We start from the raw sequence: 25,746 nt of genomic DNA on the forward strand, positions 1-25,746 counted from the left end.
TCCACTTCCTTTCGCCTGCATCTATAGTACTATTTTTCTCCCTGAATTGGAAATCACTATTTGACGCGCAAAAAAAAAACAGGCTTCCCCTATAGGAGAAGCCTGTATGAAGTTATTTATTACAATCCAGCGTCGTATTTCAAGCGCTCGGATAATTCCCTGAAACTCTGTTCATCAAATCCGGGAGCAAATTCTTCCGGAATTTGTTCCAGATCCGGTATATCCGCACCTTCCGGAATACCGTCCACTACTTCGAGTTCGCCCGGAGGTCCTACTGGAGTCGGTCCTTCCAAATACGATCAAGAAGATTATAGTCGTTATCACTAAAACGGTACAGCTTTCTGTGCCATCCTTGATCCTCAAATTTTTTCGCATGATCGAACTTGGAGTTATCCAGATTCGGCACCGGAAGCATTTTTGTCATATCTACACCAGTCGCTTTCTCAAGCGCTTTAGCATAGGCAACAACGTGCACGCCGCCGCGTACAAGCAGGTAACCGCCACAAACTCTCTTGCGGTTTCATTATCTGTCATCTCATAAACTCTCATCTTATGGGTACGGGCACCGCACTCCAGATAAAAGTTATGAAGCAGGTCTGTTACGAGTGTACCGCTGGAAAAACGTTATCACCTGACCATGGCTTACCGCCTGAATCCATGGGAAGCGCGCTCTGACCGCCCATAATGAAGTTAGCTTTATTACCGAGCGGCAGAACGGGCGCAAGCGGGGTATCGTCCGGATTTGTACTGCCGTTTCCGACAGAGCCGTCAATACATAGATTTATTGTATTTGCGACAAGTTCCACGTGTCCAAATTCTTCGGCTGTGATACTTGCTACTAGTTCATAAAACGGTCTTAACTTTTTCTTGCTCCGGAAATTAAAGGATTGATACATGTAGTTATTGAGTGTCGACATCTCACCAAAACGTCCACCTAAGAGTTCCTGTATGGCCGTCGCTGCTTCCGGGTCTGGGTTAGTGGGGCGCGGGAGTTCGATTTGTAGCTTGTCTACTCTTTTAAACAATGAATATTCCTCCTCAGTTTTGCTTAATTTTATTTCCGGACCTTATCCCTTACCCCGATTACCCTTTTCGAAAACAGAAAATTCCCAATTCGTCAATTATTTAATCAATCTGTAATAAAAGGAATTTATAAATTCTTTGTTTAAATAAAGAAAAATTCAGGAATAGACATCAGTGTGAAGCAATAGAAAACAAAGGAGCGTATATACTATGAATCAGCAGCAGCTTAAAGAAAAAATTATAGAAGTAATCGATGCAAATAAAGTAGGAACACTCGCTACCGTTAAAGGCAGCAGGCCTCATTCGCGCTATATGACGTTTTTTAATGAAAACCTGACGCTTTATACGCCAACAAATAAAGAAACGCATAAAGCAGAAGAAGTAGAAGAAAACCCTAACGTACACATTCTTCTTGGCTATCAGGGAGAAGGGTTAAATGATGAATTTGTAGAAATTTCCGGTCAGGTAACCATCCGTGATGACCAGGACCTAAAAGAAAAGTTATGGAACGAGCGCATGGGTAAATGGCTGGACGGCCCAAACGACCCTGAATATATAGTGCTTGAAATTAAGCCGGATCACATCCGTCTAATGAACAGCGAAGGCAACCCGCCGTTGGATCTGGATCTTTAATAAGTAAAAAAAGCGGACCCATTCGGGTTCGCTTTTTTATTGCCATTTTTTATATAAACAAAGCCGGTCTCCAAGGGAGAGCCGGCTTTGTTTATACTTTATAGTGCTTTTAATGCCTCTTCAATCGTATCGTTTCCTGAGAGAAGCTCAAATGTTTTGTTTTTCGCATTTTCTTCTGTGATAGAAGCAATCATGACATCTGCTACATCTTCTCGTGGAATATCGCGGCTGCCTGGATCCTCGAGCTTTTCTTTCGCTTCGACCATACCGGTTCCTTTATCAAACGTCAAACCGCCGGGTCTTACAACAGTATATGCCAAACCGCTTGCTTTCAAATGCTCATCTGCATTTTTCTTGGCTTCAGCATAGTGCTTAATCTTGCCGCCTGGGTTTTCCACGCCAATAGCGCTTAAAATAATATAGTGCTTCACGCCGTGCGCTTTCGAAGCATCCACAAGTTTGTTGTTTCCTTCTTCGTCAACGGTGACTGTTTTCTCCGGACCAGTCTTTGAACCGGATCCTGCTGCGAAAATCACTACATCCATTCCTTTTGGTGCATCTGATACGTCGCCTTCCAAATCAGAGATGACAGCGTCTTTTGCTCCAAGACTCTTCAGCTCATCTGCCTGCTCCGGCTTTCTGATCATGGCGAATACGTCGTGCTCGTTTGATTTTCCAAGTTTTTCTACTAATAGTCTTCCTGTATGGCCATTTGCGCCTGCTACTAAAATATTCATTGTATTGGTACCTCCTTGATTTTTTTCTTCCAGCTGTTGGATACAATATAAGCTGTTCCCTTTTTACAAAACCTTAAACGTCTGTCGCTTACTTTTTATAAGAGACAGGTGTAAACTTGGCGGTACTGGCTGTTGGAGATTCTTTGAATTTTTTCTTTTTGAAAATATTGCCAGAAGCACGGAAGAAAGGACGAGAACAATACCAAGCAGCTGCCAGCCGGTTAATACATCGCGGAAAACGAGAACCCCTACAAGAATGGCGACAATCGGTTCGACTGTAGAAAGAATCGCCGCTTTTCCGGCTTCTATATATTTCAGGCCGGCAGTGTATAGAATGTAGGCTAAAATGGTTGAAATAAGGACACTGCCAAGCGCCCATACCCAGACTTCCCATTCCTGGAAAAGATAAAGCCTGTTGTGCAGACCACTTATAGGAAGAAGGACAATACTTCCGCAGAGCATCGAATATGCCGTAATCGTAATCGAGCTGTATTTCCGGCTGACAAATTTGCCGATCACGCTGTAAATGCCGCAGAAAAACCAGAGGCCAGCCCCAGCAGAAGAATACCCGGTTCTACAGCTGGCGCTCCCCCCGGTAGAAGACCTGCTACAAATGCGCAGCCTGCCAGCGTAAAGCAAATAGCAATCAGTTTATTCTTTGTCAGCGGTTCTTTAAAAATAAAACGGGACATCAGTGCGACAAACACTGGACTTGTATAGAGAAGGACAACGGCAATAGACAGAGACGATTGCTCCATTACCGTGAAATAACACCAGTTGAACAAAGCGATACTGACTACACCGAGTCCGATAAAATGAGGGATGTCGCGGAGATAAATGTGCAGCTGATAGGAACGGACGGCAAGGAGGACGGCGAATAAAAAAAGCAGATAGTGCCATACGTACTGTAACTACTTCAAGCGGAGTAAAACCAAACGTATATAGTTTCTGTACAAATAAACCGGTCATTCCCCAAAAAGAAGCTCCGGCAATCGTCATCGCGTAAGCTCTGCCCTTTTCCATACACTATCCCCGCCTTTGCTGTTATAAACTGCACCCATCTTCTCACTCCGCCACCTATTTGCCTATACTATTTCGTTATTTTAGCAGAATAGTTTTGACTATATTTGACCTTTAAGTCGTATAGGTTTATCATAGTCAACAGGTTGGGTATACTATTATTTCAGTTACAATTAATAACTTACAGGAGGAATAGAAAGTGACACAATCATTCACAAAGCAGTACATCAATGGCAGCTGGACAGAAGGTTCCAGTTCCAAAACAATAGAAAATATAAACCCCTTTACACAAGAAGCATTAGGTACCATTACTTCTGCCAACGATCAGGATCTTGATGCAGCCTACCGCGCAGCTGCCGATGCCCAGAAGGAATGGGCCGCACTTGTTCCCGCTCAGCGTCAGGCTCATTTGTATCAGCTTGCAGAAACGCTGCAGGAGGAAAAAGAGTTTATCCTGGAATGGCTTGTAAAAGAAGCAGGAAGTACAGCTGCCAAAGCTGAAGCTGAGTTCCATGCAGCGCTGGGCATTGTCCGCGAATCTGCGTCCTTTCCAACAAGAATGGACGGAAAAATTCTCCCTTCCAATAATCCTGGAAAAGAGAATTACGTATATCGTATGCCAAAAGGAGTCGTAGGCGTTATTGGACCCTGGAACTTCCCGTTCCACCTCTCTATGAGATCAATCGCACCTGCTCTGGCTACCGGTAATACAGTAGTCGTAAAGCCTGCTTCCGATACTCCCGTTACGTCCGGCTTAATGCTTGCCCACATTTTCGAGAAAGCCGGATTTCCTAAAGGCACAGTAAATGTGCTTGTAGGCCGCGGATCGGAAATCGGGGACAGCTTCGTTACTCATCCGGTTCCGAAGGTTATTTCCTTTACCGGATCTACAGAAGTAGGGAGCCACATCGCAGAACTTGCCGGAAAGCATTTAAAAGAAACGGCACTTGAGCTTGGCGGAAACAATGTTATGCTCGTTCTTGAAGATGCGGATGTAGACCAGGCTGTGGAAGCTGCTGCCTTTGGTAAATTCCTTCACCAAGGACAAATATGTATGGCATTAAACCGCATTGTTGTTCATGAAAGCATTCACGATGAATTTACAGAGAAATTTATTGCAAAAACAAAATCCCTTCAGGCCGGCGATCCGTCCGACAAAAAGACAGTGGTTGGCCCGCTTATTAATAAAGAACAGCTGGATCGTATCCAAAAAGATCTTGATGAAAGTGTAAAACAAGGAGCCCACATCGCTCTTGATGGTAAAACAGACGGTAACCTGCTCGAGCCAATCGTGCTTACCGGCGTAACAAATGACATGCCTATCGCTGAAAACGAAATATTCGGCCCTGTGGCACCTATTTTAAAAGTAAGTTCAGAGCAGGAAGCTATAGATATTGCGAATGACTCTCCTTACGGCCTAAGCGGCTCCGTCTTTACTAAAGACCGTTTCCGCGGTATTCAGGTAGCAAACAGATTGATACAGGAATGGTTCACATTAATGATCAATCCGTCAATGACGAAGCCCACGTAGCATTCGGAGGCGAAAAAGATTCCGGCCTTGGACGCTTCGGAGGCGAATGGGTTATCGACAAGTTCACAACAGTGAAAACAATCGGTGTCCAATCCGGCTACCGTAAATTCCCATTTTAAAATAACAATCCGATTATTTTGACCGATTGCCTATCTTCCAGAGAAAACGGCTTGCTTCCAAGCCGTTTTTTCGTTACATTTACAATAGACAAAGGAGGCGAACGACATGGAAAAAGAAAAAGAAGAACCGCTATTTGAAAAAGGCGAGGTCTTGTACTATCAAGGAAAAGAATGCCGTGTCATTGCTGAATACGACCGTACCGTATGCGTAGAGTTTTCCGGTTACCCATTTGCAGGCGAAGAGGAAGAATTTCCACACCCGCGTGTTATCCTTCTTAAAAATGAAGTACAGCGTTCCGCTTAATCAGCTGACCATAGAAAAGAAAGTTCGTCTAAACTAACTCAGCAGAATCAGACAAAGAGTAACACACCTTTACAGGCTGTATTTCTTCCATTCTTACTGGAAGAAATACAGCCTGTTTTTTGGATTTTTTCAGCGATTATGTAAGTTCTCCGAATTTCAAATCAATCATTCTTTCATAAGTAAAATCCTTTTTTGATAAGATACATTATTTTTAAGACCGTTATGCATATGTTTGTAAATCCCTCTTTTGAGAGTATAATGGTAACTACCAAACACCTATCCACTTTGGAATTAGTTGTCTACATTACTCTACCAGCCACTCCAACCTTCTATACTAATAAGCAAATCAATCATTCTTCCCCATGCCCCCCACTTTGCTTCTTTTCCATAAAATATCAAATAACCATTCTTAGAAAATAGATACGTATCATATCGCTTTTCCTGCTTTTTCTCTCATTTAATTGATTGCAGCAAGTGTTCGAAAAATATATGTTAGAAGGAGGACCGCAATGCAGCGATTCATAGAGCGTCTGCACAACTCTACCCGTTCCTATACTTTAGTAGATTTTGGCATATTAAAACTATGTTTATTTTCCATTGGCCTTTGGACTGGTGCTTCCTATGAAAAATCCCTTCGTTCTAAAATACTGCCAGTAAAAATTATTGCTTTCAGCTCTTTTGTTTACATTATTTATACTACCCTCCACAACATGAATAAACGTGTGTAAAAATATCATTTCTTTTTGCTTTTTCTTTTCACCCCCGATCTTTTTAAGTACTTCATTTGTTGTAATCGCCTTTGAAAGAGCGTACCTATTGCTCCTATTGCAGCAGGACTTATGAAAAAAGCTAGGCTGTCTTTAATCCTTCACAGGAGAAAGACAGCCTGGCTTTTTTACATAGTAATTGGCTTTGACATAGCAACAATATCAAACGGCGTACCAAGCCTGGTTACCGTTAAGGTATGGTAGACTTCGTAGCCCAGCTTTTCATACCGCCTGATATTATCTTCTGTTGTACATCTCACTTTACAGTACACCTCCGACTTTCCGGCGTTCTCTGCTTCTGTTTCCACCCAGTCTATTAACGCCTTTGCATACCCGCGCCCTCTCGCTTCGGGCACAACAGAAAGCCGCATGAAATATAGACGCGTTTCTTCTTCCTTTACACGGACCATTCCAAGCGGGCTTCCATTCTCATACAGTACAGCTGCCCACTCCCTTTCTTCCGTAAGAGAATGAGATATAGACTCCTCCGTTTCTTTCATCGCACCAGAGGGCGGGTCAAAACGGTTATATTCTTCAAATGCCTCATGCATAATTTTTTTTATCGTACCGGCCTGTGACGCACCGGCTTTTTTTATTTCAATCATCTGCTTTATGTCCTCTCATCAAATTCTCATTTTTTTATTATCGTTTCTTCATTTATGTGCTCTATACTATAGTATATAAGAAAATAAAAGGAGCGGGCAAAGAATGAAAAAATTAATCATCATTACCCTATGCGTTATTGCTATCGGAGCAGTAGCAGTAGGAGTGCAGATGTTTTCCGCCTCTGCTGACGATCCATCTATTAATTCAGAGGAAGCTAAAGAACTGGCTGCCAGCCGATACCCCGGCGACGTAACTGTTCTTGAGCTGAACAACGAGAGCGGAGAGCAGATATACACTTTGGAAATTGACGGAGATGATAGGGATTACCGACTGAAGCTTAACGCTGATTCCGGTGAAGTCGTACAGCTTTCTGAAATAACGGATACAGGGTCTGAGGAACCCGAGTCTAATGATAACGGTACGACAGAGACCACCGCCCCGAACCGGAAGCCGAAGAAGAAACGCCTGACACCGCTCCTTCCGATGAGGAACAGGACGCTTCCCGCGAAACAGGATCTTCGTCGAATCAGCTTCCTGTAAGTATGGATGATGCCAAATCCATTGCACTTGAAGAAGTAGGCGGCGGTTCCGTTACAGATATTGAGCTGGATGAAGATGACGGCAGAGTATTATATGAAATGGAAATCGAATCTTCACAGGGCGAAGTAGACGTCGATGTGGATGCACGCACCGGCGAAATTATTGTTATATCCTACGATTAACAGCAGAGAGCTCTTTCGGGCTCTTTTTTTATTTGCTTGTCTTCATACGATGGGAGCTTTAGCAGAACTTGAAATGGGACCAACAGCCCGTAATATTGCAGGCGCACGCCGGGCTGCCGCACGAATTGTCCAGGCAGAGTGACATCATCCGGCTGTTCAAACACCGCTGCATTCGTTATGCTTAATAGAAACAAACAGACAGCGGTGAGTGGATATGTTAGATGACACGGGTGAGCGAATCATTCCGAAGCAGATGGATGCTTCCAACCGGATGCTGCTGGAACATTTGGCACGCTATTCATTTGCCTGCCCTTATGCTTCAGGAAAAGTACTTGATATTGCATGCGGCACAGGATACGGCACACATATGGTCACGAAAGCCAGAAAGAACTATATTCATTCTTCCCTAGGAATAGATATAGATTCACAGACCGTCGATTATGCAAAAAAGCAGTATTACCATCCCCTGCTTTCCTTTGAGCAGGGAGATCTTCTTGAACCGGAACTGTCTGACCGCATCGGCACGTTTGATACAATCATTTCTTTTGAAACGATTGAACACGTAGCTGATGATTACTTTTGTCTTGAGCGCCTTTATCAGCTTTTGAAGCCAGGCGGTACGTTAGTGCTGTCGACCCCGTTTGGCCGTGGCAGAGGATTTCCTTCTAATGAATCGTTTCATTTTCATCAGCTGACAGAAGAGGAATGGGCCGGCCTGATTACAGACCCCAAATGGAAGTGGCAGAAGGCACAGCTCTTTTACCAGCTTGGCGTTGCCATTGAGCGTCCTCCTCGTGAAGATGTACACTACCCTTTAGGAATTGCCGTATGCAAAAAATAAAACAGCTATCAATCGGGAGCCTCTGTTAAAAAAACAGAGGCTTGATATAACCGCGGTTATCATAAGCACTTTTCTGGGCGGAAAACGTTGCCTGCGTTAAAATAAAGAATATGAAAAAGGAGTGAAGATAATGAGCGTTCTTCAGAAAACGACTAAAGACAGCCGGCTCCAACTGTTAAAAGAGACAACAGCTCCCTTTTCAGAAAGAGCGTGGAGCCATAATGAAGAGACCGTTTTTCCCCACCAGAATATTAAAGACTTAAAGCATATCCAATACCCTTCTTTGACAGCGCCTATCGAATACGGGGGCATGGAGATTTCCCTGCTGGAATTCATTCAATCCCAGGAAATTATTGCGCAGGCGGATGGATCGACTGCTCTTTCCATCGGCTGGCACGTAGGAATCGTGAAAGACCTGACTGAAACCCGTCCCTGGCCGGAACCGATTTTTAAACAAGTATGTGAAGCTATCACTTCCAATCAGGCTCTGTTAAACAATACAGCGACGGAAGCGGCTACCGGCAGCCCAACACGAGGCGGAAAGCCCCTTACAGAAGCTTCACGCTCCGGGAGGGCTGGATGCTTACAGGCCGGAAAACGTTTACTACGCTTGCTCCTGCCCTGGACTATTTCGTGGTAAGCGCCGGTCTGGCTGAAGAAGATCGTACGGCTAATTTCCTGGTCCCCCGCAGCACTCCCGGGGTTTCCATTGACGAAACCTGGGATTCCATCGCTATGCGTGGCACAGGCAGCCACGATCTCGTATTGGATCAGGCCTGGGTGCCGGAAGATCATCTGGTAACCTTTCTAAATCCCGGGAACAAAAAAGCAGCCGGCTGGCTGCTGCATATTCCGGCCTGTTATTTAGGGATCGCACAGGCAGCCGCAGACACGCTGTTGCTTTTGCCAAAGAGTATTCGCCCAATACGATGAACGGAACGATCTCTGACATACCGGCCGTCCAGGAGAAAATCGGTCAAATGGAGGCAAAGCTTATCCAAAGCCGGCATTTCCTTCACAGCGTTGCCAGGCAGTGGGATGAATCTTCAGCGGCAGAACGGGAACAGATGAAGCCCGAACTCGGTACCGTTAAACGAAGCGTCGTCAATGAAGCTGTTGCTGTTGTCGATTTAGCAATGCGGATTGAAGGAGCAAGAAGCTTATCCGCTTCCAATCCGCTGCAGCGCTACTACCGGGATGTCAGGGCCGGACTTCATAATCCCCCAATGGACGATATGACAATTACAATGCTTGCGAAAGAGGCACTTAACCGCCATTAACAAATATAAGCTGCATACGAAAGCCGGGCCTTCTTAGGACCCGGCTTTTTAGTGCTGTTCTTGATAGGGAGAAACACGGACAGCCGACCGCTTGAATCCGGGCATTCGACAGACCGGATCCAGACGCCCTTCCACGAGCATGTTAACGTTTGATTTTCTGCCCAGTGAAAAGGCACAAATACCGTATCCTCTCGAATCTGTTCAGACAATCTGCTTCTCACGGTGATTTTCCCTCGTGGTGACTCAATGTTAACAAGCGTATTTTCTGCGATAGCATAGCGCTCTGCTGTCACAGGATGAATTTCAATGAATGACTCAAACAACCTGGCGTTTAAATTGCTGCTTTTTCGTGTCTGTACTCCAGTCAAATAGTGGGCCATGACTCTTCCTGTTGTTAAATATAAAGGAAAGCTTTGGCTGACTTCTTCTTTTGGATTCTCATTTTTCAAAGGCACTGCAGCAGCTCGGCCCGTCCGCCTTCTCTGGCAAATTTGTCTTCAAAGAGACGCCTTGTGCCCGGGTCCGCCTCACTCCGGCACGGCCAGAATACCCTTCTTCCTGCCGGATACGTTCATATGTTATTCCGAAATAATCGGCGGCTCCCCTTTTGAAGCTAACCTCAGTTCGTCAAAGATCTCTTCCGCTGATTGATATGGAAATTGCTGGCCGCAGCCGAGAGCTCCGGCGATCATCGATAGAATGTCCAGTCATTCCTGCTTTCCCGGTGCTTTTTTATCGGCTTCCCGCAGGGTAACCGTCCTTCCAGATTCGTAAGCGTTCCTGCATTTTCCATATAAGAAGCAGCGGGCAGAATTAAGTCGGCATATTCTGCTGTTTCCGAGATAAACATATCCACGGCTACGAAAAAATCCAGCGACTGAATAGCCTTTTTTACCATCGTTGCATGGGGATTGGAGACGATTGGATTAGAGCTACAAGGAACAGGCTTTTTATTTCACCCTGTCCAATCAGTTCCATCATTTCATAGGCAGATACCCCTTTTCCGGGAAGATCCTTTTCCTGCATGCCCCATATGTCCGCGATATATTGACGGTCTTCTTTGTTTTCAATAGATCTGTATCCTGGGAGCTGATCCGCTTTCTGCCCATGCTCTCTTCCCCCTTGGCCGTTGCCTTGGCCGGTAACAGCGCCATAACCACTGCCTTTTTTGCCGATTTTTGCTGTTAGCAGCAGCATATTGATGAAATTTCGTACGGCCAGGTATCCGTCAATCTGCTGTTCAATCCCGCGGGCCGTGAAAATCATCCCGGATTCCGCATTAGCAACGCTCTTGCCGCTTTTTCCAGCTGCTGAAGAGGGATTCCTGATTCTTCGGCACAGGCATCCATTGTCAGGTTTTGCAAATGAGCAAAAAGATCTTCGGCGCCCTTCCGTACGCTTTTCGACAAAATCATATCTGCTTTGCCCTCTTCATATATACATTTGAGCATTGCATTAGCCGCTGCGTTATCGCAGCCGGCTTCACTTTAAATGAAGGTCTGCCATCTGTGCGGTCGCCGTTTCACGCGATCAATAACGATAATTAAGCGCCATTGCGCTTTGCTTCTTCGAAGTAGGGCATAATGGTAGGCTGGCAGTCGGCAATATTTGTTCCTGCCAAAAATGATACATTTTGATTCTGGAATTTCGTCGAGCTGATTGGTTAGTCCCGCGATCGATGCCTAATGCTTTATTTCCCGGCTGAGGCCGCTGCCGACATACAAACCGGCCGTTGTAATCAATATATTTTGTGCGACCGCCAGGCGCGCAACTTGCCGAGCACATACGACGTTTCATTAGTCAGGAACCGCCTCCGTATACACTACCGTATCCTTTCCATATTCTTTCTGCAGAGCTGGTACTTTCTCTTTAATCAGCCGCATTGCCTCTTCCCGCTGATCCGCTGAAACACTCCATCTATTTTCTGCATTGGATAGCGCAGCCTGTCTTCATGGAACGCATGCTGGTAAGCGTTCAGGCCTTTCACAACAGAGACGGCCGCCTGTGTTGGATTATCCACACCTATCGTACGGTATTTTTTCTCGTTACGATCGTTTGTTCAATCACTTGTTTTTGCACTGCATGCTGCAGAAGGGGCATTGGGCGTTATATACCTTTTTCCGTTTCTACTTCCTGCTGCTTTTCCCGAAATATTTAAGCATCAGCTCTGACATACGTGGCTCTTGTTGTACCAGCGCTTTGATCCGCTGCAATTCTTCGTTTTTCTGCTCAAGAAGCACCGCTGTATTATCTTCTTGAAAAAGCACTTCCCGAATATGAACCATGGTTACTCTCTCTATCCATTCGGACAGAGTCTCCGCGTAACCGGCGGAAATACGGTAATACAAAAGAACAGATTCAAGCATGTAAAGCATCGCTTTTTGATCGGAAATGGAAAAAAGTATATGACTGGTTCCCTGCACCGATGCGTGCAGCTCCCATTTTTCATTTTGATATAATAGGCCGGCATGTCCATTCTGAATGTTCGCACAGTTTTGGCTGCAGGAAGACATTCGGATAAATGCCTTTGCGGGAAATGGCAGCAGCTTCAGTCTACTTTCGAGCCATTCCGCCATTTCCTCTTCCGGATGCTTCGTGCAGGCGCATTCGACACTTTTCAGGCTTCTTGTCTGCACAGCTGGAAAATTCGTACCCGGAAGCAGGTTTCTTTTCATGCCCAGTTTATCTGCTGCTTTTTCTATCAAACCAGGCTCTATCGGTGAAAGTTCAATCGATCCATCCGGGAGCGGTTTTAAAGAAGCTGATCCGAGGGCTTCCGCTGTTTCCGCGGCACGCTTCCAATCCTCCGGGGACAGCCCTGATGCTTTTCCGGGAATACGGACAGCCAGGCTTCCATCAGAGCGTACTGTTACATTAGTATAGTCAGAAGAATTTTTCGTTTCTTCATGAAAAAATACCGGAGATATCATATATAAGTAATAGGGAATCGCTTTTCTGCATCTTGTGCACCCTTCTTTGTTCTTCCATTCCAGCATGTGATACGCATCGGATAACGAGGAGGGCGTATCTTTCTGAAGGATGCTCACCACTTCCTCTTCTTCCATTTCCGTGCACTCGCAGAAAGGTATTTTTTCGACCTGCTCAGTAAACTCATCACTTTGAATATAGTCGAGCAGCTCTTCTACTGCCGGGCGGCATCCGCCACACGAAGAGGATGCGCCGGTACAGGCTTTTACTTCTTCGGACGTGCATAATCCCCGGACCTGCACTTCTTTAATAATAGTACCTTTAGAGACGTTGTTGCAGTGACAGACAGCAGCATGCGAAGAGAGCGTTTTAATTCTACTTTCTGTCGAAGTATTTATGGATAAAAGCTGATGTTTTTCTTTTTCCGACAGCGGCTTGCGGGTTTTAATCCACTGCTGCAGAGAAGCCGACATGCTCGTGTCTCCATAAAGCACAGCGCCCTCTACCATATCTTCCTTCATGACAATTTTTCGGTATTGGTTTTCTTTTTCATCGAACAGCTGCAGCTCATAGCTGTCCGACGACCCTTCCAGGCTGCCGGCAGAAAACACTTCCACTCCCGGAATTTTTAATCTGGTGTATACAGCAGATCCTGGATAGTTCTGTTCTTTTTTTCCTGAAACAGCAGCGGCAAGGACCCGGGCCTGCTCATACAAAGGAGCAACAAGGCCGTATGTAGTTCCCCTGTGTTCGGCACATTCCCCAAGCGCATAAATGTCTTCTGCCTCCGTCTCCATCCAGTCATTGACTATAATGCCTTTATTGACAGGGACTCCGCTTGCGCGGGCCAGCTCTACTTCCGGCTGGATTCCCGCTGCCATTACAACAGCATCCACCGCAAGCACGTTACTGTCTGTAAACAGCAGCTCTTCTACTTTTTCCGTCCCATTTATTGCTTTGGTTTCTGTTTCAAATAAAAAATGCATCCCCTGCTTTTCCAGCTCTTTTCGCAGCAGCCCTGCTGCCATCTCATCGAGCTGACGGTTCATCAGATAGGGGCCTCTGTGAACCACTGTCACTTCGAGTCCTTTGTTCAAAAGGCCGCGGGCTGCTTCCAACCCGAGCAGACCGCCGCCGATAACTGCCACTTTTTGAAGAATATCTGCTTGACCCAGAATCGATTCACAATCCTTCATCGTCCTGAATACAAATACGTTATCTTTATCCGCTCCCTGAACAGGCGGAATATATGATTTGGAACCTGTGGCAAGAACCACTTTGTCAAAAGGGACTTTCATTTTGTCCGATGTATAAACAAGCTTTTGTTCCTGATCCACGTAGACTGCTTTCGTTTCCATAAGCAGCCGGATATTATAATCCTCATACCAATGCAGAGGGTGCGTGTATAATTCCGGCCCGCTTGCTTCCCCCTGAAGGTAAGAGGAGAGCTTCATACGGTTATAGGAAAGGCCTGCTTCTTCACCAATAATTGTTATATCGAAGCGTTCCGGATCAGCTTCAATTAATTCTTCTACAAAACGAAGCCCTGCCATGCCATTGCCAACCAATAGTATTTTTTCTTTCATCATAATATGCCTCCAGCCTGTATTGGCTTCCCTATAAAGGAAATACATATGTTCTCATTGTCTAAAAAGAAAGGCCGCCCTTCAAGAAGGACGGCAGAAAATATCACAGACTTTTATTCATTATGTTTCCTGCGCCGAAAACCGATCGACTTCCGGGTCGTAAGTATAACCCCGGATATAACCACCACGGCTCCGCTGATTTGTGTCCACGTAATCGAATCCCCAAGAAAAATATAGGCGCCTGCCATCGTGAATACAGGCAGCAGATTCAAAAACACCGAAGACTGGGAAGCACCGATTTCTGCGATGGACCGATTCCAGAGCAGCAGCGCAATCACGGATGGAAAAATGCCTAAATAAATAATTCCCGCTATATCCGGATATCCGGCAATAGGAGGCAGTCCGTACAGCAGAGTTTCGACTGCAGCAAAAGGGAGAAGAATAAGGGCTGCCGCCGCCAGCATAACGAGCAGGCTTCCGTATGCCGGAAACTTGTGCATATGTGTTTTCACGAGAAGCGAATACATTACCCAGGCAGCGACCGCCGCCAGCATAATAACATCCCCACGGTTAAACGACAGATTTCTGATCACTTCAGCTGACCCGTTGGTAATCACCCAGAATGCTCCTCCTAGAGAAAGAACAACCCCTGCCCACTGATAGCCTTTTAAGCGTTCCCGAAACAAAAAGAAACTCGCTGCAATGGTAACGACGGGAATAGAGGACTCGAGAATGGCTACGTTCGATGCGCTTGTATATTTTAAAGATAAATAAATAAAGGCATTAAAAAAAGCTACTCCGGTTAAAGCCAGACCTAGAAGCGGCTTCCATTCCGAACGAAAGACTTCCCGGTGGCGGAATGCCTGTTTCCAGCCAATCGGCAGAATGACGGCCAGCGCAATGCCTACTCGGAGAAACGCAATCGTAAACGGCGGAATGTCTTCCAATGCTTTCCCGACCAGTATATTCCCTGTAAAAATAATAACTGTAATAATTAAAAAGATATACGCTTTCATGTCTATCCACCGCCTTTGTGCCTTTTCAGTGTACGCCAGACGACAGCAGCCTGCCAAATAAAAAAAAGCCATCCTTACCGGATGGCCTTTTCGCCTTTCTTAATTATCCTGTTCGTCTTCTGTTTCAAGCTCATCGTCGTTCTTAAATTCTACATCTATATCAATGTCTTCATAGTCCTCTTCCAACTCAAAGCCCTGCAGAGATTCATCAAGCAGTTCCCCTTCAGTGGAATCGGCCGTAATGTTCATGGAAGGAAGGATATTCTCCAATTCATTTAATGCTTCTTCCCCTTCCATTGTCGTGCTCTCCCCGTCACGGGAATCTTCTATTTCAGCTTCCGGGCTGCCGTCATTGTAGTCATAATCGACTTCATACTGGCCATCCCCGTAGTCTGCGTCCAGGTCGTATTCGTCGATTTCAAGATCTTCATACCAGCTGCCTCCATTATCGTCCTGAGCTGTATCATCTTGTGTATCATCCTGTGTACCTTCATTCTGCTCATCCGCCGGAGCTTCTGTATCTTCCTCTCCGCCGCCGCAGGCCGCCAATACAAGAACTGCTGCTGATGTAAATGCTGTTAAACTAAATTTTTTCATAATCATATACCTCCCTTTGTTGTCTCTTCCCCTCCTTCCCCGCAGAAATTTGCGGCAAACGTACAGGAGAGAAAATAGTTGCTTTTTTATCAGTTTAATACTAAACTGATAAAGGTAAAGAAAAAGGAGCCTGTACATGAACATACAGAAAAAACTAACAAAAAAACAGAAACAGCTGGGGCTGCTCCTCTGGTTTCGTCTTTCCCGCTTTTACAACGAAAGCGTGCAGCACTCCAACGCCAATTTAAAAGCTCACGGGCTTACCACCTCCCAGTTTGACGTTCTTGCCCAGGTAGGAGCCCATCAGCCTCTTTCTCAGCAGGAGCTGGCAGAAAAGCTTTTTGTAACAAAGGGCAACATCACGCACATGCTTCGGAAAATGGAAGACATGGGATACATTCAACGTGAGCAGAAATGGCGCACGAAGACAATCACGCTTACGGAGGCAGGAAATGCTCTTTATAAGCAGAGCGTACCTGATCAAGAGCATTTCCAGGCTATGCAGTTCCAGGTTCTTTCTGAAAAAGAACAACAGCATCTGCTGTATTTATTAAAAAAAATTCAAAAAAACCCTGTTTCCCATAAGGAGGAAAATTTATGAACATTAAAGGCATTCATCATCTTTCAGCCCTGACAGCAAACGCAAAAAACAATCTCGACTTCTACACAAAAGTGATGGGACTCCGTCTCGTTAAAAAAACGGTAAACCAGGATGACACTTCTGTATATCATCTTTTTTACGGCGATGAGAAAGGAAATCCCGGTACAGAGCTTACCTTTTTTGAAATTCCTATGGCTGCTCCAAATCAGCCCGGAGCGAGCAGTATATCCGGTACGTCCCTCCGCGTTGCAGACGACAAAGCACTTGATTTCTGGAAAGCCCGTTTCGATGAAATGGGCGTCGGTCATGACGGAATCGTTGAGCGTGCCGGCCGCAGCACGCTTGCGTTTCAGGATCCGGAAGGACAGCGTCTGTTTCTTGTTTCCGATGAGAACAATGAAGGCGTGCCCGGCGGCGTACCCTGGGATCGTGCGCCTGTTCCTGTAGAACATGGCGTAACAGGACTCGGCCCGATTCGATTAACTGTTAAAAACCCAGCCCCAACAGCTGGTGTTCTTACCGACATCATGGGATTCCGCCGCAAAGGAAGCTATGCGGCAGAAGCTGCCGGTCAGCCGGATATTGAAGTATTTGAAACCGGGGAAGGCGGAAGTGGAACAGAGATTCATTTGGAACCTCGGCCTGACCTTCCTTTTGAAAGACAGGGACGCGGCGGCGTGCACCATGTCGCTTTTCGTGTAGAAGACAAAAAGGAACTGGAAAAATGGATTCAGCACGTTACCGACGCCGGACTTCCCAACTCCGGTTTCGTGGAACGTTATTACTTCCGTTCTCTCTACTTCAGGGAACCCAACGGCATCTTATTTGAAATTGCTACAGATGGTCCGGGATTTACCGGTGATGAAGATATTGATCATCTTGGTGAAACGTTAGCCCTGCCACCTTACCTGGAACCAAAACGTGCAGAAATTGAAGCAAAAATAAAGCCGCTCGATTATGCTCCAGAAGCCTAAAACCGATTCTAAAAAATAACTACAACACAAAGGTGGAATATTATATGAAACACATTTTTAAACAGTCCAGTAAAAAAAACGCTCCGGTACTCCTATTGCTCCACGGTACAGGAGGCACCGAAGAAGATCTGCTTGAACTAGCTAAAATGATCGATGAAGAAGCTTCTGTTCTCAGTGTACGCGGAAATGTATCCGAAAACGGTATGCCCCGCTTTTTCCGGCGTCTGGCAGAAGGTGTATTCGATGAGGAAGATTTGATATTCCGCACTGAAGAATTAAATGAATTTATTAACGAAAGCGCAGAAAAATATGAGTTTGACCGCGGCAATGTGGTTGCTGTAGGCTACTCCAACGGTGCCAATATCGCGGCAAGTCTTCTTTACCACTACAAAGGCTCTCTTAAAGGCGCGTCTCTTCATCATCCAATGGTGCCAAGACGCGGCATAGAGCTTCCTGATTTAAACAACACTCCTATCTTTATAGGAGCCGGGGAAAACGACCCGATCTGCACGCCGGAAGAAACAAAAGAACTCAGCCGGACTCTTTCTGAGTCGGGAGCCTCTGTAGAAGAATACTGGAGCCAGGCCGGCCATCAGCTGACTCTTGAAGAAGTGGAAGCTTCTAAAGCCTGGTAAAAAAGAACATTTAATAAAAAATATCGGTCTGTTCCAAAAAATGAGCACTAAAAAAATCCAAAACTCAACCTTCAGAAAGAAAATGGGAAATGGTTGATTTCAGACAGAAGCTTTCGGCAGGCCATGCCTCAGCTAAAGAGGAAAAAGACACCCTCTTTATCTTCACCTATGGCTGGTCTGCCCGAGTCGCTGTTTGATTCTTCTGTTCATGTCTGTCACTAATCAGTATCATCTCAAAAAGCCTCGAATTCCTTTTTAAAAGGAATTCGAGGCTTTTGTCCATTTGCCTTTACCTTGTTATCCTGCTCGCGGGATGAAGAAGGCAAACCTATAAAATGAGTTTTGGAATCGTTTCGTTTTACTTATATATTTTGACTCTATGCTAATACATCGTGGAATTCTTCATTATCCTTCAGCTGTTTTTCTGCATAGGAGCACTGTGAAATAATTTTTTTATTTTCTGCTCTTGCTTTTTCCACCACGTGTTCAACAAGCTGATAACCAATACTCTGCCCTCTTAAATCTTCAGCTACTTCTGTGTGTTCAATTACGATTTCACCGTCTTTTTGCTCGAAATAAACAATTTGGGCAGCCTTGGTTCCCTGCTGATCTTCTACATAAAATTCATTGTTTCCTTTTTTTACATCCATGTCTTATCTCTCCTTTGCTTTCTTTTTACCTTTTCCGGAGAAGTTAAAACATTATTCCCATTCCACCGGCTTTTCTACAAGTACCCCGTCATCATTTGTTTTTTGATTCAGTGAGTGATCTTTAGCCTGCACACAAATATAATACAGCACTTCATCGGAATTGTTGCGAAGCGTCCGGGCTCCCTCCGGCGCCACACGGACAACCGTCCCTTCTTCGATATCAAATATCTCATCATCGACCTGGAACTGTCCGCTTCCTTTCACGAAAATATAGAGCTCCTCGTTCTCTATGTGCTTGTGATGGAACGGAATCGATGTATGCGGGGGAAAAGAACTTAGTGATGCTTCCATACTTGTAAGACCAAGCAGGTCATTTAAAAACAATTTGCCTCTCGTTTTGACCCTGCCTTCGATCTTATAGTCCTTTAAATCTTCCCATTTTCCTGGATAGGCTGCTGTATAATTGGTACCCTGCTTTTTTTCCGGCATGCTGGACCCTCCTCTAATTTTATGTTCACTCTGAATTATATAACGCTTTCATAAAAAAATAAATCAAGCCGTATCCTTGCAAAGGAGAAAAAGGCATGATATATTTTATAAATCGTAATCATTACGTTTTGAAAAAGGAGAGAGAATAATGGCTAAAAAATCAAAAGTTGTCAAGCAGCAAAAAAGGGAAGCACTTATTGCACAATATGCTGATATACGCCGGGAATTAAAAGAAAAAGGGGATTATGAAGCGCTGCGCCGGCTTCCAAGAGACTCCTCGCCTACCCGTTCCAACAGCCGCTGCGGTGTGACCGGCCGTCCACGCGGTTATATGAGAAAATTTAATATGTCCCGTATCGCTTTCCGGGACCTTGCCCATAAAGGCCAGATCCCCGGCGTAAAAAAATCAAGCTGGTAAAATAAAAGGCACTGGATCTCTGCTGCAGATCCAGTGCTTCTTAATGTCCTCCATAATGTGGGAGCATTTTTCTTTTATATAGAGCAGCTACAGTATTCAATAACACAAGCGGCATTTTTTTAGGAAAATACTTTCTCGTATAATATACATAAAATGCGTTTTTCAGGTCGTCCCACTGCGTGCAGTCTTTCTGCTGACGGTAGCGGGCCACATCAATGATTTTGATAGCTCCGGTATCTGTAATAAGAATATTACGCAGGTGAATATCCGATGGATTTAAGCCTCTGTCTCTTGCCAGCTGTAAAGCCCGGTCTACTTCCTGCAGGTGATGTTCCGTAATTGGCATTCCTTTTTGCAGACATTGAAAAAGAGTGCTTCCTTTTACGTGATCGATGACAAGGTAGTTCTCTCCTGCTTCATACATACTCGGATAATATTCCAGACCTCCAAGAGCCTGATAGATAAGAGCTTCTTCTTTTGCTACTGCTGCAAAATCCGGAAAGAACATTTTCAGCACTACTTCTGTTCCTTTTATTTTAAAAACATACGCACTTCTTCCTTTTCCTATAAATTCTAATTTGTCATCATAATCAATAAGGAGTGAGTGCGTTCCTTTATTTATCATTCGGACGCTTTCTGCAAGAGCAAGGTATGTGTTCACAATGCCCAATCCTCCTTTTGTCGTGTGTCTTATTATATCACGGTTTTTTCATTTCTCATTTTTTACCGCTTTCTTTTTAAAAGGCAATGACAAATGAAAAAGAGAAAGCTACTATTATAAGTATACGTTGAAAGGATGTGATAAGCATGTCTTGGAACCGGCATCGAATTGGAATCATTCTTGGTCCGCTGTTATTTGCCCTTATTTATTTCTTTCCTGCCTTGACCGGTCTTGAGGATGCACCGCGTGCTGTACTTGCTGTTACCGTCTGGGTGGCCACATGGTGGATTACCGAAGCTATGCCTATTCCAGCTACTTCCTTAATGCCGATATTTTTGTTACCGCTTACGGGAGGTGCAGAAGAGAGCACTGCAACGATGGCGTACGCCGATCCAATTGTATTTATGTACATGGGCGGTTTTACGATCGCGCTGGCTATTGAAAAATGGGACTTACATAAGCGTATTGCCATGTTTATTCTGCTGCTTTTAGGAACAACAAGCAATCGGATTGTTTTAGGTGTAGGTATTGCCACAGCTTTTCTCTCTATGTGGATTTCCAATGCTGCTACAGCGCTGATGATGCTTCCCATTGCGCTGGCTTTAATTACAGAGGCGAAAGACAAAGAATTCTTTAACGAAAAAGACTTGAAGTCCTTTGCAAAAGGCCTCCTTTTGACCGTTGCGTATGCGGCTTCCATCGGCGGTCTTGCCACGCTTATCGGTTCTGTGCCAAACGCCGTGTTTGTTGGAATCGCCAACCAGCAGCTCGATCAGACCATTACCTTTTTTGACTGGTTTATATTCGGTTTTCCAATCACCGTTATTATGATGACTGTGCTGTACTTTTACATGACAAAAATTAAATTCTCCGTGCCGAATACCGGCAGTATTTCCGAGAACTTTGCCCGGGATCAACTAAAGGATCTTGGACCAATGAGCTATCAGGAAAAAGTGATTCTTATCATTTTCTCTGCTACCGCCTTTTTATGGATTTTCGGTGGATTTATTCCTGGTCTTGATCTGTCCGATACAACCATATCCATGATGGCTGCTGTCTCTCTCTTCCTTATCCCAAGCCGCTACAAAGGAAAGCGCGGCGGGATCATGGTGTGGGAAGATATGAAGCGGCTGCCGTGGGGGCTTCTTCTCCTGTTCGGCGGCGGCCTGTCTCTTGCGGCAGCTTTTGACGAGTCCAACCTAACCGAATGGTTCGGCGATATTCTAGGAGGCCTGCAGGTGCTTCCGTATCTTCTTATTCTTATTGTGCTCGCGGCAATGGTGCTGTTTATGACAGAAATTATGTCCAACACAGCCGTTTCCAACATGCTGATCCCAGTGAGTATTGGCCTTGCACTCGGTATCGGGGTAGAGCCATATGGCATTATGGCTGTAGTAGCCCTCGCTTCTTCTTGTGCGTTTATGCTGCCTATCTCTACACCACCGAACGCAGCTGTATTCAGCTCGGATTTCATTACAATTGATGACATGATTAAGGCAGGCTTCTGGCTGAATATTATTGGTATCATCGTCATTGTCGTTTTCGTTTACTTCTGGCAGCCTATTGTTTTAAGCTTTTAGATCACAAAAAGCATGCGCAGCTACGCGCATGCTTTTTTATGGCTTCGTTTCCATTGTATAAAGGGACTCGATCGAGCGGTAAATGTAGTCTTCCAATGTTTCTCCATTCTCCAGCTTTGCTTTAATAGAGGGGATGGTTTCTTTAATGAGGATGGAACCGTTTTGAAGGAAAATAAGCGTATCTGCTACTTCTTCAACCATCGACAGCGTATGGGTAGAGAACAGAATGGTTTTTCCTTTTTCTTTTTCTTCTTTTATCCACTGTTTCGCTTGATAAATCCAATAGGGATCCAGTCCATTGGTCGGCTCATCCATCATCACCCATTCCGGGTCTCCGAGGAATGCCTGAACCATATTCAAGCGCTGCTGCATCCCTTTAGAGTATTCTTTGATTCTCTTATGACGTACTTCATAGAGTCCTACCTTTTTCAGCCAATATTCTACTTCTTCTTCATTCGAATCTATCATCGTGCCGTAGAAATAGAGAACTTCAAGACCTGTAAGGTAGGAAGGAAACAGCATTCTGTCCGGCATATAGGAAAAACTCTTCCGATAAGCCATGGACTGGTTTTTAACAGGCTGGCCGTTCATCTCCAGTGCTCCGCGGTCGGGGCGGATCATGCCGGTCAAAATACTGAACAATGAGGTTTTCCCGGCGCCATTTCCTCCGCAGAGAGCCAGTACTTCTCCTTTGTTCATAGTAAAGCTGGTTGAATCCAATCGTTTTTTTAGATGAAGATCCTTCGCTTCCAGAAAAGGACTATTTGGCATAGCCATACCCCTTTCGTATTAAATAATAGCTGATCAGAGAAGGTATCAGTATCCAAAGCAGAATACCGACCACAAAAATCACAATACCGAAACCTTCTGTCACAAACAGGGTGAAGTCATAAAGAGAAGGGCCGAAGGTGGTTCCGCCGTCTAAAATAACAATGGCCAGCACCCTCATCAGTTCAACCGGATTCAGGGCGACAATCCAGGTTAAAAACATCGTCAGCATGTAAGCCGGCACGATGTCTGTAAGAGCCATCACCACAAATTCGTAAAACAGTACGAGCACCGCCCACAAAAGCAGCGAGGCACCCATTGCCTGGAATTTTGACGAACAGTAAAGCCCCATCATGATTGAAAGCGGAGCCAGGCACATCACCAAAATCCACGATAGAAAGAAAAATGTCAGAAATGATCCGGGAGCCATCGGCACAGCCAGAAAGTAACCGGCCACTGCCGCTATGCCGTACCCAAGCAGCAGCATAACAATTAATGCCAGGATCAAGGATAAAATTTTAGATACTATTAGAGCAGCATACGATACAGGATAGGTAAGAAGCAGCCCGAAGTGGCCCTCCTCTTTATCATTGGATAACGTAACGCCGCCTACAATAAAGACAATTAACGGAATGAGAAATAAATTAGCATTCAGCAGGCTGGCCGTTGTGCGGTTAAATCCTTCGTAGGAAGAATGGGAGGAACCGCCGAAGACCATTAAACCGGTGGCAACCAGTGCAAAAAGCAGGCCGAAAACGAGCAGCCAGCGATTTCTCATAAATTGCTTTAAGTCCTGTTTAACAAAATGGGCTACATTCATAAATGACTGTCCCACTCATGACCAGGCAGGTCTTCGTATTGATAAAGCGTCCCTTCCCCGTTATTCTCATTATCGATAAATGCCTGCGCGTTCTCTTCTGATTCGAAACTTACGACGCCATTACCCATCGGCGTCTGAATATCCTCATCGTATACATAAGCTCCTTCTTCCATATCAAACCATTCAGCAAGCTCATAGTCCTGTGCATACTCTGTATGAAATTCGTCTGATTCGGAAGCGTAAATTTCTTTATACTCCATCAGACACCCAACATCATCAAACAATACAGCAGTGCCGTCTTCTTTAACGATCTGCGCGGCTTCCTCCACCCTCACAATGCTCATGTTGCAGATTTCGCATGTGTCCACATGGTGATCGATATCATGCGGATCGTGGGACAGCTGCTGGCAGGCCCCGGCAAAAAAGACAAACGGCATCAGCATCATCAGCTTTTTATTATGCATATTCGTTCCTCCTGTAATAGTAGATAATTGCTGCAGCAATCGCCAGAAAGATGAAGCCAATCGTGATGTATACCCACGCAGACTGTTGTTCCGGCTCCTCTGCCCACTGTTCTTCCACTTTCGGATAGTTGTCGACAGCCGTTTCCCTGCCGATAGCCGGAAGCCATTCTTCCGTCTGGCTCCAGAGAGAGACAGCCGGACTTTCAAAGAAAAGCTGCCATTCCGGCTGTTCTTCCAATATTAAATCATAAACGGTTCCCGACTCGTAGGTAAGCTCTCCTACTCCGTCCCCTGTTAAGTCTTCCATGAAATAATCATCCCAGTAGTTGCCTTCTCCGTCTGCATCCAGCGGGAGTGCATCTGACAAGGCCTGCGTTTGAATGATATTGCTGATCATGTCATTGTTTGTAAATACAAAATCTGGATTTCTCATGTTCCAGGAAAGTCCTACATGGTTACCTGTTATCGCATTTCCACGAATCGTTGTACCACGTGTTTCCTGAAGCTGGATGCCAGTGCTGTTCTGGGAAATACGATTATTAAGCAGCTCTATGTTTTCCGATCGGAAAATCATGGCACCGAATCCGCGGACATCAAAATGCTCCTGAAATACATTGTCGGAAAAGGAGCTGTTCGTGCTGTCCATAATCATCATGCCGTTCACATTGTCTGTGTAAGTGTTGTTATCGCCGGTCACCTGATCGCTGAACATTAAGTGGGTCGCATACCGGGATTCGCTTACATCGTTCCCAGTAATATCTGCCCGCGATAGTGTATCCAGATAAAAACCGTCCATCATATAACGGACGCGGTTATCCCGAAGCTCGACGTCATCCGTGTCATATAACTCTACGGCGTTACCTTCCATAAAGTACTCCGCTTCGACACCGATCAAGCTGTTGCGGGCTACTTCTATATCCGTCCCATTCGTTACATAAATGCCGGAACCAATCGCATCAAACGTGTTATCAATAATATGAAGATCAGATGGGGCATCAGCAGAAATGACCGGCTCCGGGTCAAAGGGATCCGTCACCTGCCTATACCCAACCTCTTCTTCCGTATCTTCTTCCGTATGTTCAAAAGCAATACCTTCTATGACTACATCATCAGACTCGATAAAAATAATAGTGCCCGCCTCTTTATTGAGAAGACGGCTCTGCTGCTCACCGAGCCCTTTTAAATGAATCGGCTTATCAATGTGAAGAACTTCTTCGTGTATTCCCTCTTCTATTGTAACCGTGTCACCTGCACCCGCTTCGTCAATCTGATCCTGAAGCGATGCTGCTGACGATGAATTCGCATAAAAGAAAAACAAGAAGAAGAGCACGCCCAGCGGAACAAAAAGCTTAATGATCGTCGTGCGTTCCATTTTCTTCATGATCATGGCCTGATTCTTCCTCTCCATGCCCTTCATGATCCATCTCTTCTCCTCCGCCCGCACGCTCTATGCCGTCTTCTTCTACACTCTGCCAGTCAGCAGCTTCTGCTGTATCTGATAGGACGTATTCTTCTGCATCGGCTTCTTCTTCAAAAAAGGCATAGCCGTATCCCATTGGTGAATTGAATTCGCTGTCTTCCACCACATGAGCCGTTTCTGCTTCAATCCACTCATTGGATGAATGATCTTTGACCCATTCTTTTTCAAAGGAGCCTCCTGCTTCCTCTTTCGCATTTGTCAGGCATCCGGAGTCGTCAAAAAAGACCCGTTCCCCGTCTTCTGTCACAGCTTGAGCGGTAAATACGCTGTCTTCGTCATGCGGAATATTCATATTGCAGTACATGCAGACTTCATCCTCTTCCGGCTCTCTCGGCTCACTGGCATCTGCCACGCCGGCGCCCTGCTCAGACGAACCCTGCTGGCCGTTATCTTCATTTCCATTCTGCTCTTCCTCTGTATCACCGCTTCCACATGCTCCCAGAACCATGGCAGACAAAACCGAAACCATTGAAATTTTCATGTATTTTTTATTCAT

At 45.2% G+C, this 25,746-nt stretch carries 25 protein-coding genes and 5 pseudogenes; 13 read left to right on the top strand and 17 right to left on the bottom strand.

Translation table 11 applies throughout. The features are described 5' to 3' along the window. Positions 1–119 precede the first annotated feature (119 nt). Positions 120–1,025 (bottom strand): annotated as a pseudogene (locus MMY81_RS00885) (manganese catalase family protein). Positions 1,026–1,233: 208 nt separating this feature from the next. On the opposite strand from MMY81_RS00885, the gene MMY81_RS00890 reads away from it, so the two are divergent. Beyond that, entirely contained in the window at positions 1,234–1,656 is a 423-nt protein-coding gene (locus MMY81_RS00890; protein ID WP_252311254.1) for a pyridoxamine 5'-phosphate oxidase family protein, read from the top strand. Between the two features lie 98 nt (positions 1,657–1,754). On the opposite strand, the gene MMY81_RS00895 is transcribed toward MMY81_RS00890, so the two are convergent. The 3 genes from MMY81_RS00895 to MMY81_RS00905 all read right to left on the bottom strand — a co-directional run bounded on the left by MMY81_RS00895 (position 1,755) and on the right by MMY81_RS00905 (position 3,283). Next, positions 1,755–2,393, bottom strand: a complete 639-nt coding sequence (locus MMY81_RS00895) for an SDR family oxidoreductase (RefSeq protein WP_252311255.1) — start codon at positions 2,391–2,393, stop codon at positions 1,755–1,757. A gap of 63 nt (positions 2,394–2,456) precedes the next feature. Further along, positions 2,457–2,912, bottom strand: a complete 456-nt coding sequence (locus tag MMY81_RS00900; RefSeq protein ID WP_252311256.1) for an EamA family transporter — start codon at positions 2,910–2,912, stop codon at positions 2,457–2,459. Beyond that, complete coding sequence (locus MMY81_RS00905; protein WP_308215191.1) at positions 2,909–3,283, bottom strand: EamA family transporter; 375 nt, start codon at positions 3,281–3,283, stop codon at positions 2,909–2,911. The genes MMY81_RS00900 and MMY81_RS00905 overlap by 4 nt, the downstream gene beginning before the upstream one ends. A 329-nt stretch (positions 3,284–3,612) precedes the next feature. Between MMY81_RS00905 and MMY81_RS00910 the strand changes: the two are divergent. The 3 genes and pseudogenes from MMY81_RS00910 to MMY81_RS00920 all read left to right on the top strand — a co-directional run bounded on the left by MMY81_RS00910 (position 3,613) and on the right by MMY81_RS00920 (position 6,095). Next, positions 3,613–5,063, top strand: a pseudogene (locus MMY81_RS00910) (aldehyde dehydrogenase family protein). 106 nt (positions 5,064–5,169) lie between these two features. After that, positions 5,170–5,367 carry a hypothetical protein gene (locus tag MMY81_RS00915; protein ID WP_120192796.1) on the top strand — a complete coding sequence of 66 codons (198 nt, stop codon included), beginning with the start codon at positions 5,170–5,172 and terminating at the stop codon, positions 5,365–5,367. 509 nt (positions 5,368–5,876) lie between these two features. Then, on the top strand, positions 5,877–6,095 hold the full coding sequence (locus MMY81_RS00920) for a hypothetical protein (protein WP_252311257.1): 219 nt from the start codon (positions 5,877–5,879) through the stop codon (positions 6,093–6,095). Positions 6,096–6,262: 167 nt separating this feature from the next. On the opposite strand, the gene MMY81_RS00925 is transcribed toward MMY81_RS00920, so the two are convergent. After that, positions 6,263–6,739, bottom strand: a complete 477-nt coding sequence (locus MMY81_RS00925) for a GNAT family N-acetyltransferase (protein WP_252311258.1) — start codon at positions 6,737–6,739, stop codon at positions 6,263–6,265. A 103-nt stretch (positions 6,740–6,842) separates the two neighbouring features. Between MMY81_RS00925 and MMY81_RS00930 the strand changes: the two genes are divergently transcribed. The 4 genes and pseudogenes from MMY81_RS00930 (at position 6,843) to MMY81_RS00945 (ending at position 9,583) form a co-directional block, all read left to right on the top strand. Further along, positions 6,843–7,280, top strand: a complete 438-nt coding sequence (locus MMY81_RS00930) for a PepSY domain-containing protein (protein ID WP_252311259.1) — start codon at positions 6,843–6,845, stop codon at positions 7,278–7,280. Positions 7,281–7,282: 2 nt separating this feature from the next. Further along, complete coding sequence (locus tag MMY81_RS00935) at positions 7,283–7,462, top strand: PepSY domain-containing protein (RefSeq protein WP_252311260.1); 180 nt, start codon at positions 7,283–7,285, stop codon at positions 7,460–7,462. A gap of 214 nt (positions 7,463–7,676) precedes the next feature. After that, positions 7,677–8,303, top strand: a complete 627-nt coding sequence (locus tag MMY81_RS00940; protein WP_252311261.1) for a class I SAM-dependent methyltransferase — start codon at positions 7,677–7,679, stop codon at positions 8,301–8,303. A gap of 130 nt (positions 8,304–8,433) precedes the next feature. Next, a pseudogene (locus tag MMY81_RS00945) lies at positions 8,434–9,583 on the top strand (acyl-CoA dehydrogenase family protein). Between the two features lie 48 nt (positions 9,584–9,631). On the opposite strand, the pseudogene MMY81_RS33680 reads toward MMY81_RS00945, so the two are convergent. The 4 genes and pseudogenes from MMY81_RS33680 to MMY81_RS00965 form a co-directional block, all read right to left on the bottom strand. Then, positions 9,632–11,757, bottom strand: a pseudogene (locus MMY81_RS33680) (molybdopterin oxidoreductase family protein). Positions 11,758–11,775: 18 nt separating this feature from the next. Beyond that, a pseudogene (nirB, locus tag MMY81_RS00955) lies at positions 11,776–14,145 on the bottom strand (nitrite reductase large subunit NirB); the annotation flags it as partial. A gap of 65 nt (positions 14,146–14,210) precedes the next feature. Further along, positions 14,211–15,113, bottom strand: coding sequence for a DMT family transporter (locus MMY81_RS00960; RefSeq protein ID WP_252311262.1), 903 nt, complete (start codon positions 15,111–15,113; stop codon positions 14,211–14,213). Between the two features lie 99 nt (positions 15,114–15,212). Continuing rightward, positions 15,213–15,710, bottom strand: a complete 498-nt coding sequence (locus tag MMY81_RS00965; protein WP_252311263.1) for a YusW family protein — start codon at positions 15,708–15,710, stop codon at positions 15,213–15,215. A 136-nt stretch (positions 15,711–15,846) separates the two neighbouring features. Here MMY81_RS00965 and MMY81_RS00970 point away from each other — a divergent pair, with 136 nt between their 5' ends. Genes MMY81_RS00970 through MMY81_RS00980 form a run of 3 tightly spaced genes read left to right on the top strand, consistent with a single transcriptional unit; the run spans position 15,847 to position 17,920 of the window. After that, on the top strand, positions 15,847–16,311 hold the full coding sequence (locus MMY81_RS00970; protein WP_252311264.1) for a MarR family winged helix-turn-helix transcriptional regulator: 465 nt from the start codon (positions 15,847–15,849) through the stop codon (positions 16,309–16,311). Beyond that, complete coding sequence (locus MMY81_RS00975; RefSeq protein WP_252311265.1) at positions 16,308–17,285, top strand: ring-cleaving dioxygenase; 978 nt, start codon at positions 16,308–16,310, stop codon at positions 17,283–17,285. The genes MMY81_RS00970 and MMY81_RS00975 overlap by 4 nt, the downstream gene beginning before the upstream one ends. A gap of 44 nt (positions 17,286–17,329) precedes the next feature. Beyond that, positions 17,330–17,920 (top strand): alpha/beta hydrolase, encoded by a 591-nt coding sequence (locus MMY81_RS00980; RefSeq protein WP_252311266.1) that lies wholly within the window; start codon positions 17,330–17,332, stop codon positions 17,918–17,920. 377 nt (positions 17,921–18,297) lie between these two features. Here the strand turns inward: MMY81_RS00980 and MMY81_RS00985 are convergent, their stop codons facing one another. Next, on the bottom strand, positions 18,298–18,570 hold the full coding sequence (locus tag MMY81_RS00985) for a GNAT family N-acetyltransferase (protein WP_252311267.1): 273 nt from the start codon (positions 18,568–18,570) through the stop codon (positions 18,298–18,300). A 51-nt stretch (positions 18,571–18,621) separates the two neighbouring features. After that, on the bottom strand, positions 18,622–19,059 hold the full coding sequence (locus tag MMY81_RS00990; RefSeq protein ID WP_252311268.1) for a cupin domain-containing protein: 438 nt from the start codon (positions 19,057–19,059) through the stop codon (positions 18,622–18,624). Positions 19,060–19,207: 148 nt separating this feature from the next. On the opposite strand from MMY81_RS00990, the gene rpsN reads away from it, so the two are divergent. Beyond that, a complete protein-coding gene (gene rpsN, locus MMY81_RS00995) occupies positions 19,208–19,477 on the top strand; it encodes a 30S ribosomal protein S14 (RefSeq protein ID WP_252311269.1) in 270 nt (89 codons plus the stop codon). 40 nt (positions 19,478–19,517) lie between these two features. On the opposite strand, the gene MMY81_RS01000 is transcribed toward rpsN, so the two are convergent. Beyond that, positions 19,518–20,138 (bottom strand): protein kinase family protein, encoded by a 621-nt coding sequence (locus tag MMY81_RS01000; protein WP_252311270.1) that lies wholly within the window; start codon positions 20,136–20,138, stop codon positions 19,518–19,520. Positions 20,139–20,284: 146 nt separating this feature from the next. On the opposite strand from MMY81_RS01000, the gene MMY81_RS01005 reads away from it, so the two are divergent. Beyond that, positions 20,285–21,718, top strand: a complete 1,434-nt coding sequence (locus tag MMY81_RS01005) for an SLC13 family permease (protein ID WP_252311271.1) — start codon at positions 20,285–20,287, stop codon at positions 21,716–21,718. Positions 21,719–21,754: 36 nt separating this feature from the next. Here MMY81_RS01005 and MMY81_RS01010 read toward each other — a convergent pair whose 3' ends face one another. From MMY81_RS01010 to MMY81_RS01030, 5 genes are read right to left on the bottom strand one after another with little or no spacing between them, the layout of a single operon-like run. Further along, on the bottom strand, positions 21,755–22,489 hold the full coding sequence (locus MMY81_RS01010) for an ABC transporter ATP-binding protein (protein WP_252311272.1): 735 nt from the start codon (positions 22,487–22,489) through the stop codon (positions 21,755–21,757). Further along, positions 22,479–23,306, bottom strand: a complete 828-nt coding sequence (locus tag MMY81_RS01015; protein WP_252311273.1) for an ABC transporter permease — start codon at positions 23,304–23,306, stop codon at positions 22,479–22,481. Before MMY81_RS01015 ends, MMY81_RS01010 begins: the two co-directional genes overlap by 11 nt. Next, on the bottom strand, positions 23,303–23,770 hold the full coding sequence (locus tag MMY81_RS01020; RefSeq protein WP_252311274.1) for a nitrous oxide reductase accessory protein NosL: 468 nt from the start codon (positions 23,768–23,770) through the stop codon (positions 23,303–23,305). Before MMY81_RS01020 ends, MMY81_RS01015 begins: the two co-directional genes overlap by 4 nt. Then, positions 23,763–25,157: a right-handed parallel beta-helix repeat-containing protein gene (locus tag MMY81_RS01025; protein ID WP_252311275.1), complete on the bottom strand. Its 1,395-nt coding sequence runs from the start codon at positions 25,155–25,157 to the stop codon at positions 23,763–23,765. Before MMY81_RS01025 ends, MMY81_RS01020 begins: the two co-directional genes overlap by 8 nt. Continuing rightward, a complete protein-coding gene (locus tag MMY81_RS01030; RefSeq protein WP_252311276.1) occupies positions 25,120–25,746 on the bottom strand; it encodes a nitrous oxide reductase accessory protein NosL in 627 nt (208 codons plus the stop codon). The genes MMY81_RS01025 and MMY81_RS01030 overlap by 38 nt, the downstream gene beginning before the upstream one ends.

It is taken from the genome of Sinobaca sp. H24, from assembly GCF_023845525.1.

Coding starts and splice junctions, on each gene's coding strand:
- MMY81_RS00890 (WP_252311254.1), top strand. CDS start 1,234: ATGAATCAGCAGCAGCTTAAAGAAAAAATTATAGAAGTAATCGATGCA.
- MMY81_RS00895 (WP_252311255.1), bottom strand. CDS start 2,393: ATGAATATTTTAGTAGCAGGCGCAAATGGCCATACAGGAAGACTATTA.
- MMY81_RS00915 (WP_120192796.1), top strand. CDS start 5,170: ATGGAAAAAGAAAAAGAAGAACCGCTATTTGAAAAAGGCGAGGTCTTG.
- MMY81_RS00920 (WP_252311257.1), top strand. CDS start 5,877: ATGCAGCGATTCATAGAGCGTCTGCACAACTCTACCCGTTCCTATACT.
- MMY81_RS00925 (WP_252311258.1), bottom strand. CDS start 6,739: ATGATTGAAATAAAAAAAGCCGGTGCGTCACAGGCCGGTACGATAAAA.
- MMY81_RS00930 (WP_252311259.1), top strand. CDS start 6,843: ATGAAAAAATTAATCATCATTACCCTATGCGTTATTGCTATCGGAGCA.
- MMY81_RS00935 (WP_252311260.1), top strand. CDS start 7,283: ATGGATGATGCCAAATCCATTGCACTTGAAGAAGTAGGCGGCGGTTCC.
- MMY81_RS00940 (WP_252311261.1), top strand. CDS start 7,677: ATGTTAGATGACACGGGTGAGCGAATCATTCCGAAGCAGATGGATGCT.
- MMY81_RS00960 (WP_252311262.1), bottom strand. CDS start 15,113: ATGAAAGCGTATATCTTTTTAATTATTACAGTTATTATTTTTACAGGG.
- MMY81_RS00965 (WP_252311263.1), bottom strand. CDS start 15,710: ATGAAAAAATTTAGTTTAACAGCATTTACATCAGCAGCAGTTCTTGTA.
- MMY81_RS00970 (WP_252311264.1), top strand. CDS start 15,847: ATGAACATACAGAAAAAACTAACAAAAAAACAGAAACAGCTGGGGCTG.
- MMY81_RS00975 (WP_252311265.1), top strand. CDS start 16,308: ATGAACATTAAAGGCATTCATCATCTTTCAGCCCTGACAGCAAACGCA.
- MMY81_RS00980 (WP_252311266.1), top strand. CDS start 17,330: ATGAAACACATTTTTAAACAGTCCAGTAAAAAAAACGCTCCGGTACTC.
- MMY81_RS00985 (WP_252311267.1), bottom strand. CDS start 18,570: ATGGATGTAAAAAAAGGAAACAATGAATTTTATGTAGAAGATCAGCAG.
- MMY81_RS00990 (WP_252311268.1), bottom strand. CDS start 19,059: ATGCCGGAAAAAAAGCAGGGTACCAATTATACAGCAGCCTATCCAGGA.
- rpsN (WP_252311269.1), top strand. CDS start 19,208: ATGGCTAAAAAATCAAAAGTTGTCAAGCAGCAAAAAAGGGAAGCACTT.
- MMY81_RS01005 (WP_252311271.1), top strand. CDS start 20,285: ATGTCTTGGAACCGGCATCGAATTGGAATCATTCTTGGTCCGCTGTTA.
- MMY81_RS01010 (WP_252311272.1), bottom strand. CDS start 22,489: ATGCCAAATAGTCCTTTTCTGGAAGCGAAGGATCTTCATCTAAAAAAA.
- MMY81_RS01015 (WP_252311273.1), bottom strand. CDS start 23,306: ATGAATGTAGCCCATTTTGTTAAACAGGACTTAAAGCAATTTATGAGA.
- MMY81_RS01020 (WP_252311274.1), bottom strand. CDS start 23,770: ATGCATAATAAAAAGCTGATGATGCTGATGCCGTTTGTCTTTTTTGCC.
- MMY81_RS01025 (WP_252311275.1), bottom strand. CDS start 25,157: ATGATCATGAAGAAAATGGAACGCACGACGATCATTAAGCTTTTTGTT.
- MMY81_RS01030 (WP_252311276.1), bottom strand. CDS start 25,746: ATGAATAAAAAATACATGAAAATTTCAATGGTTTCGGTTTTGTCTGCC.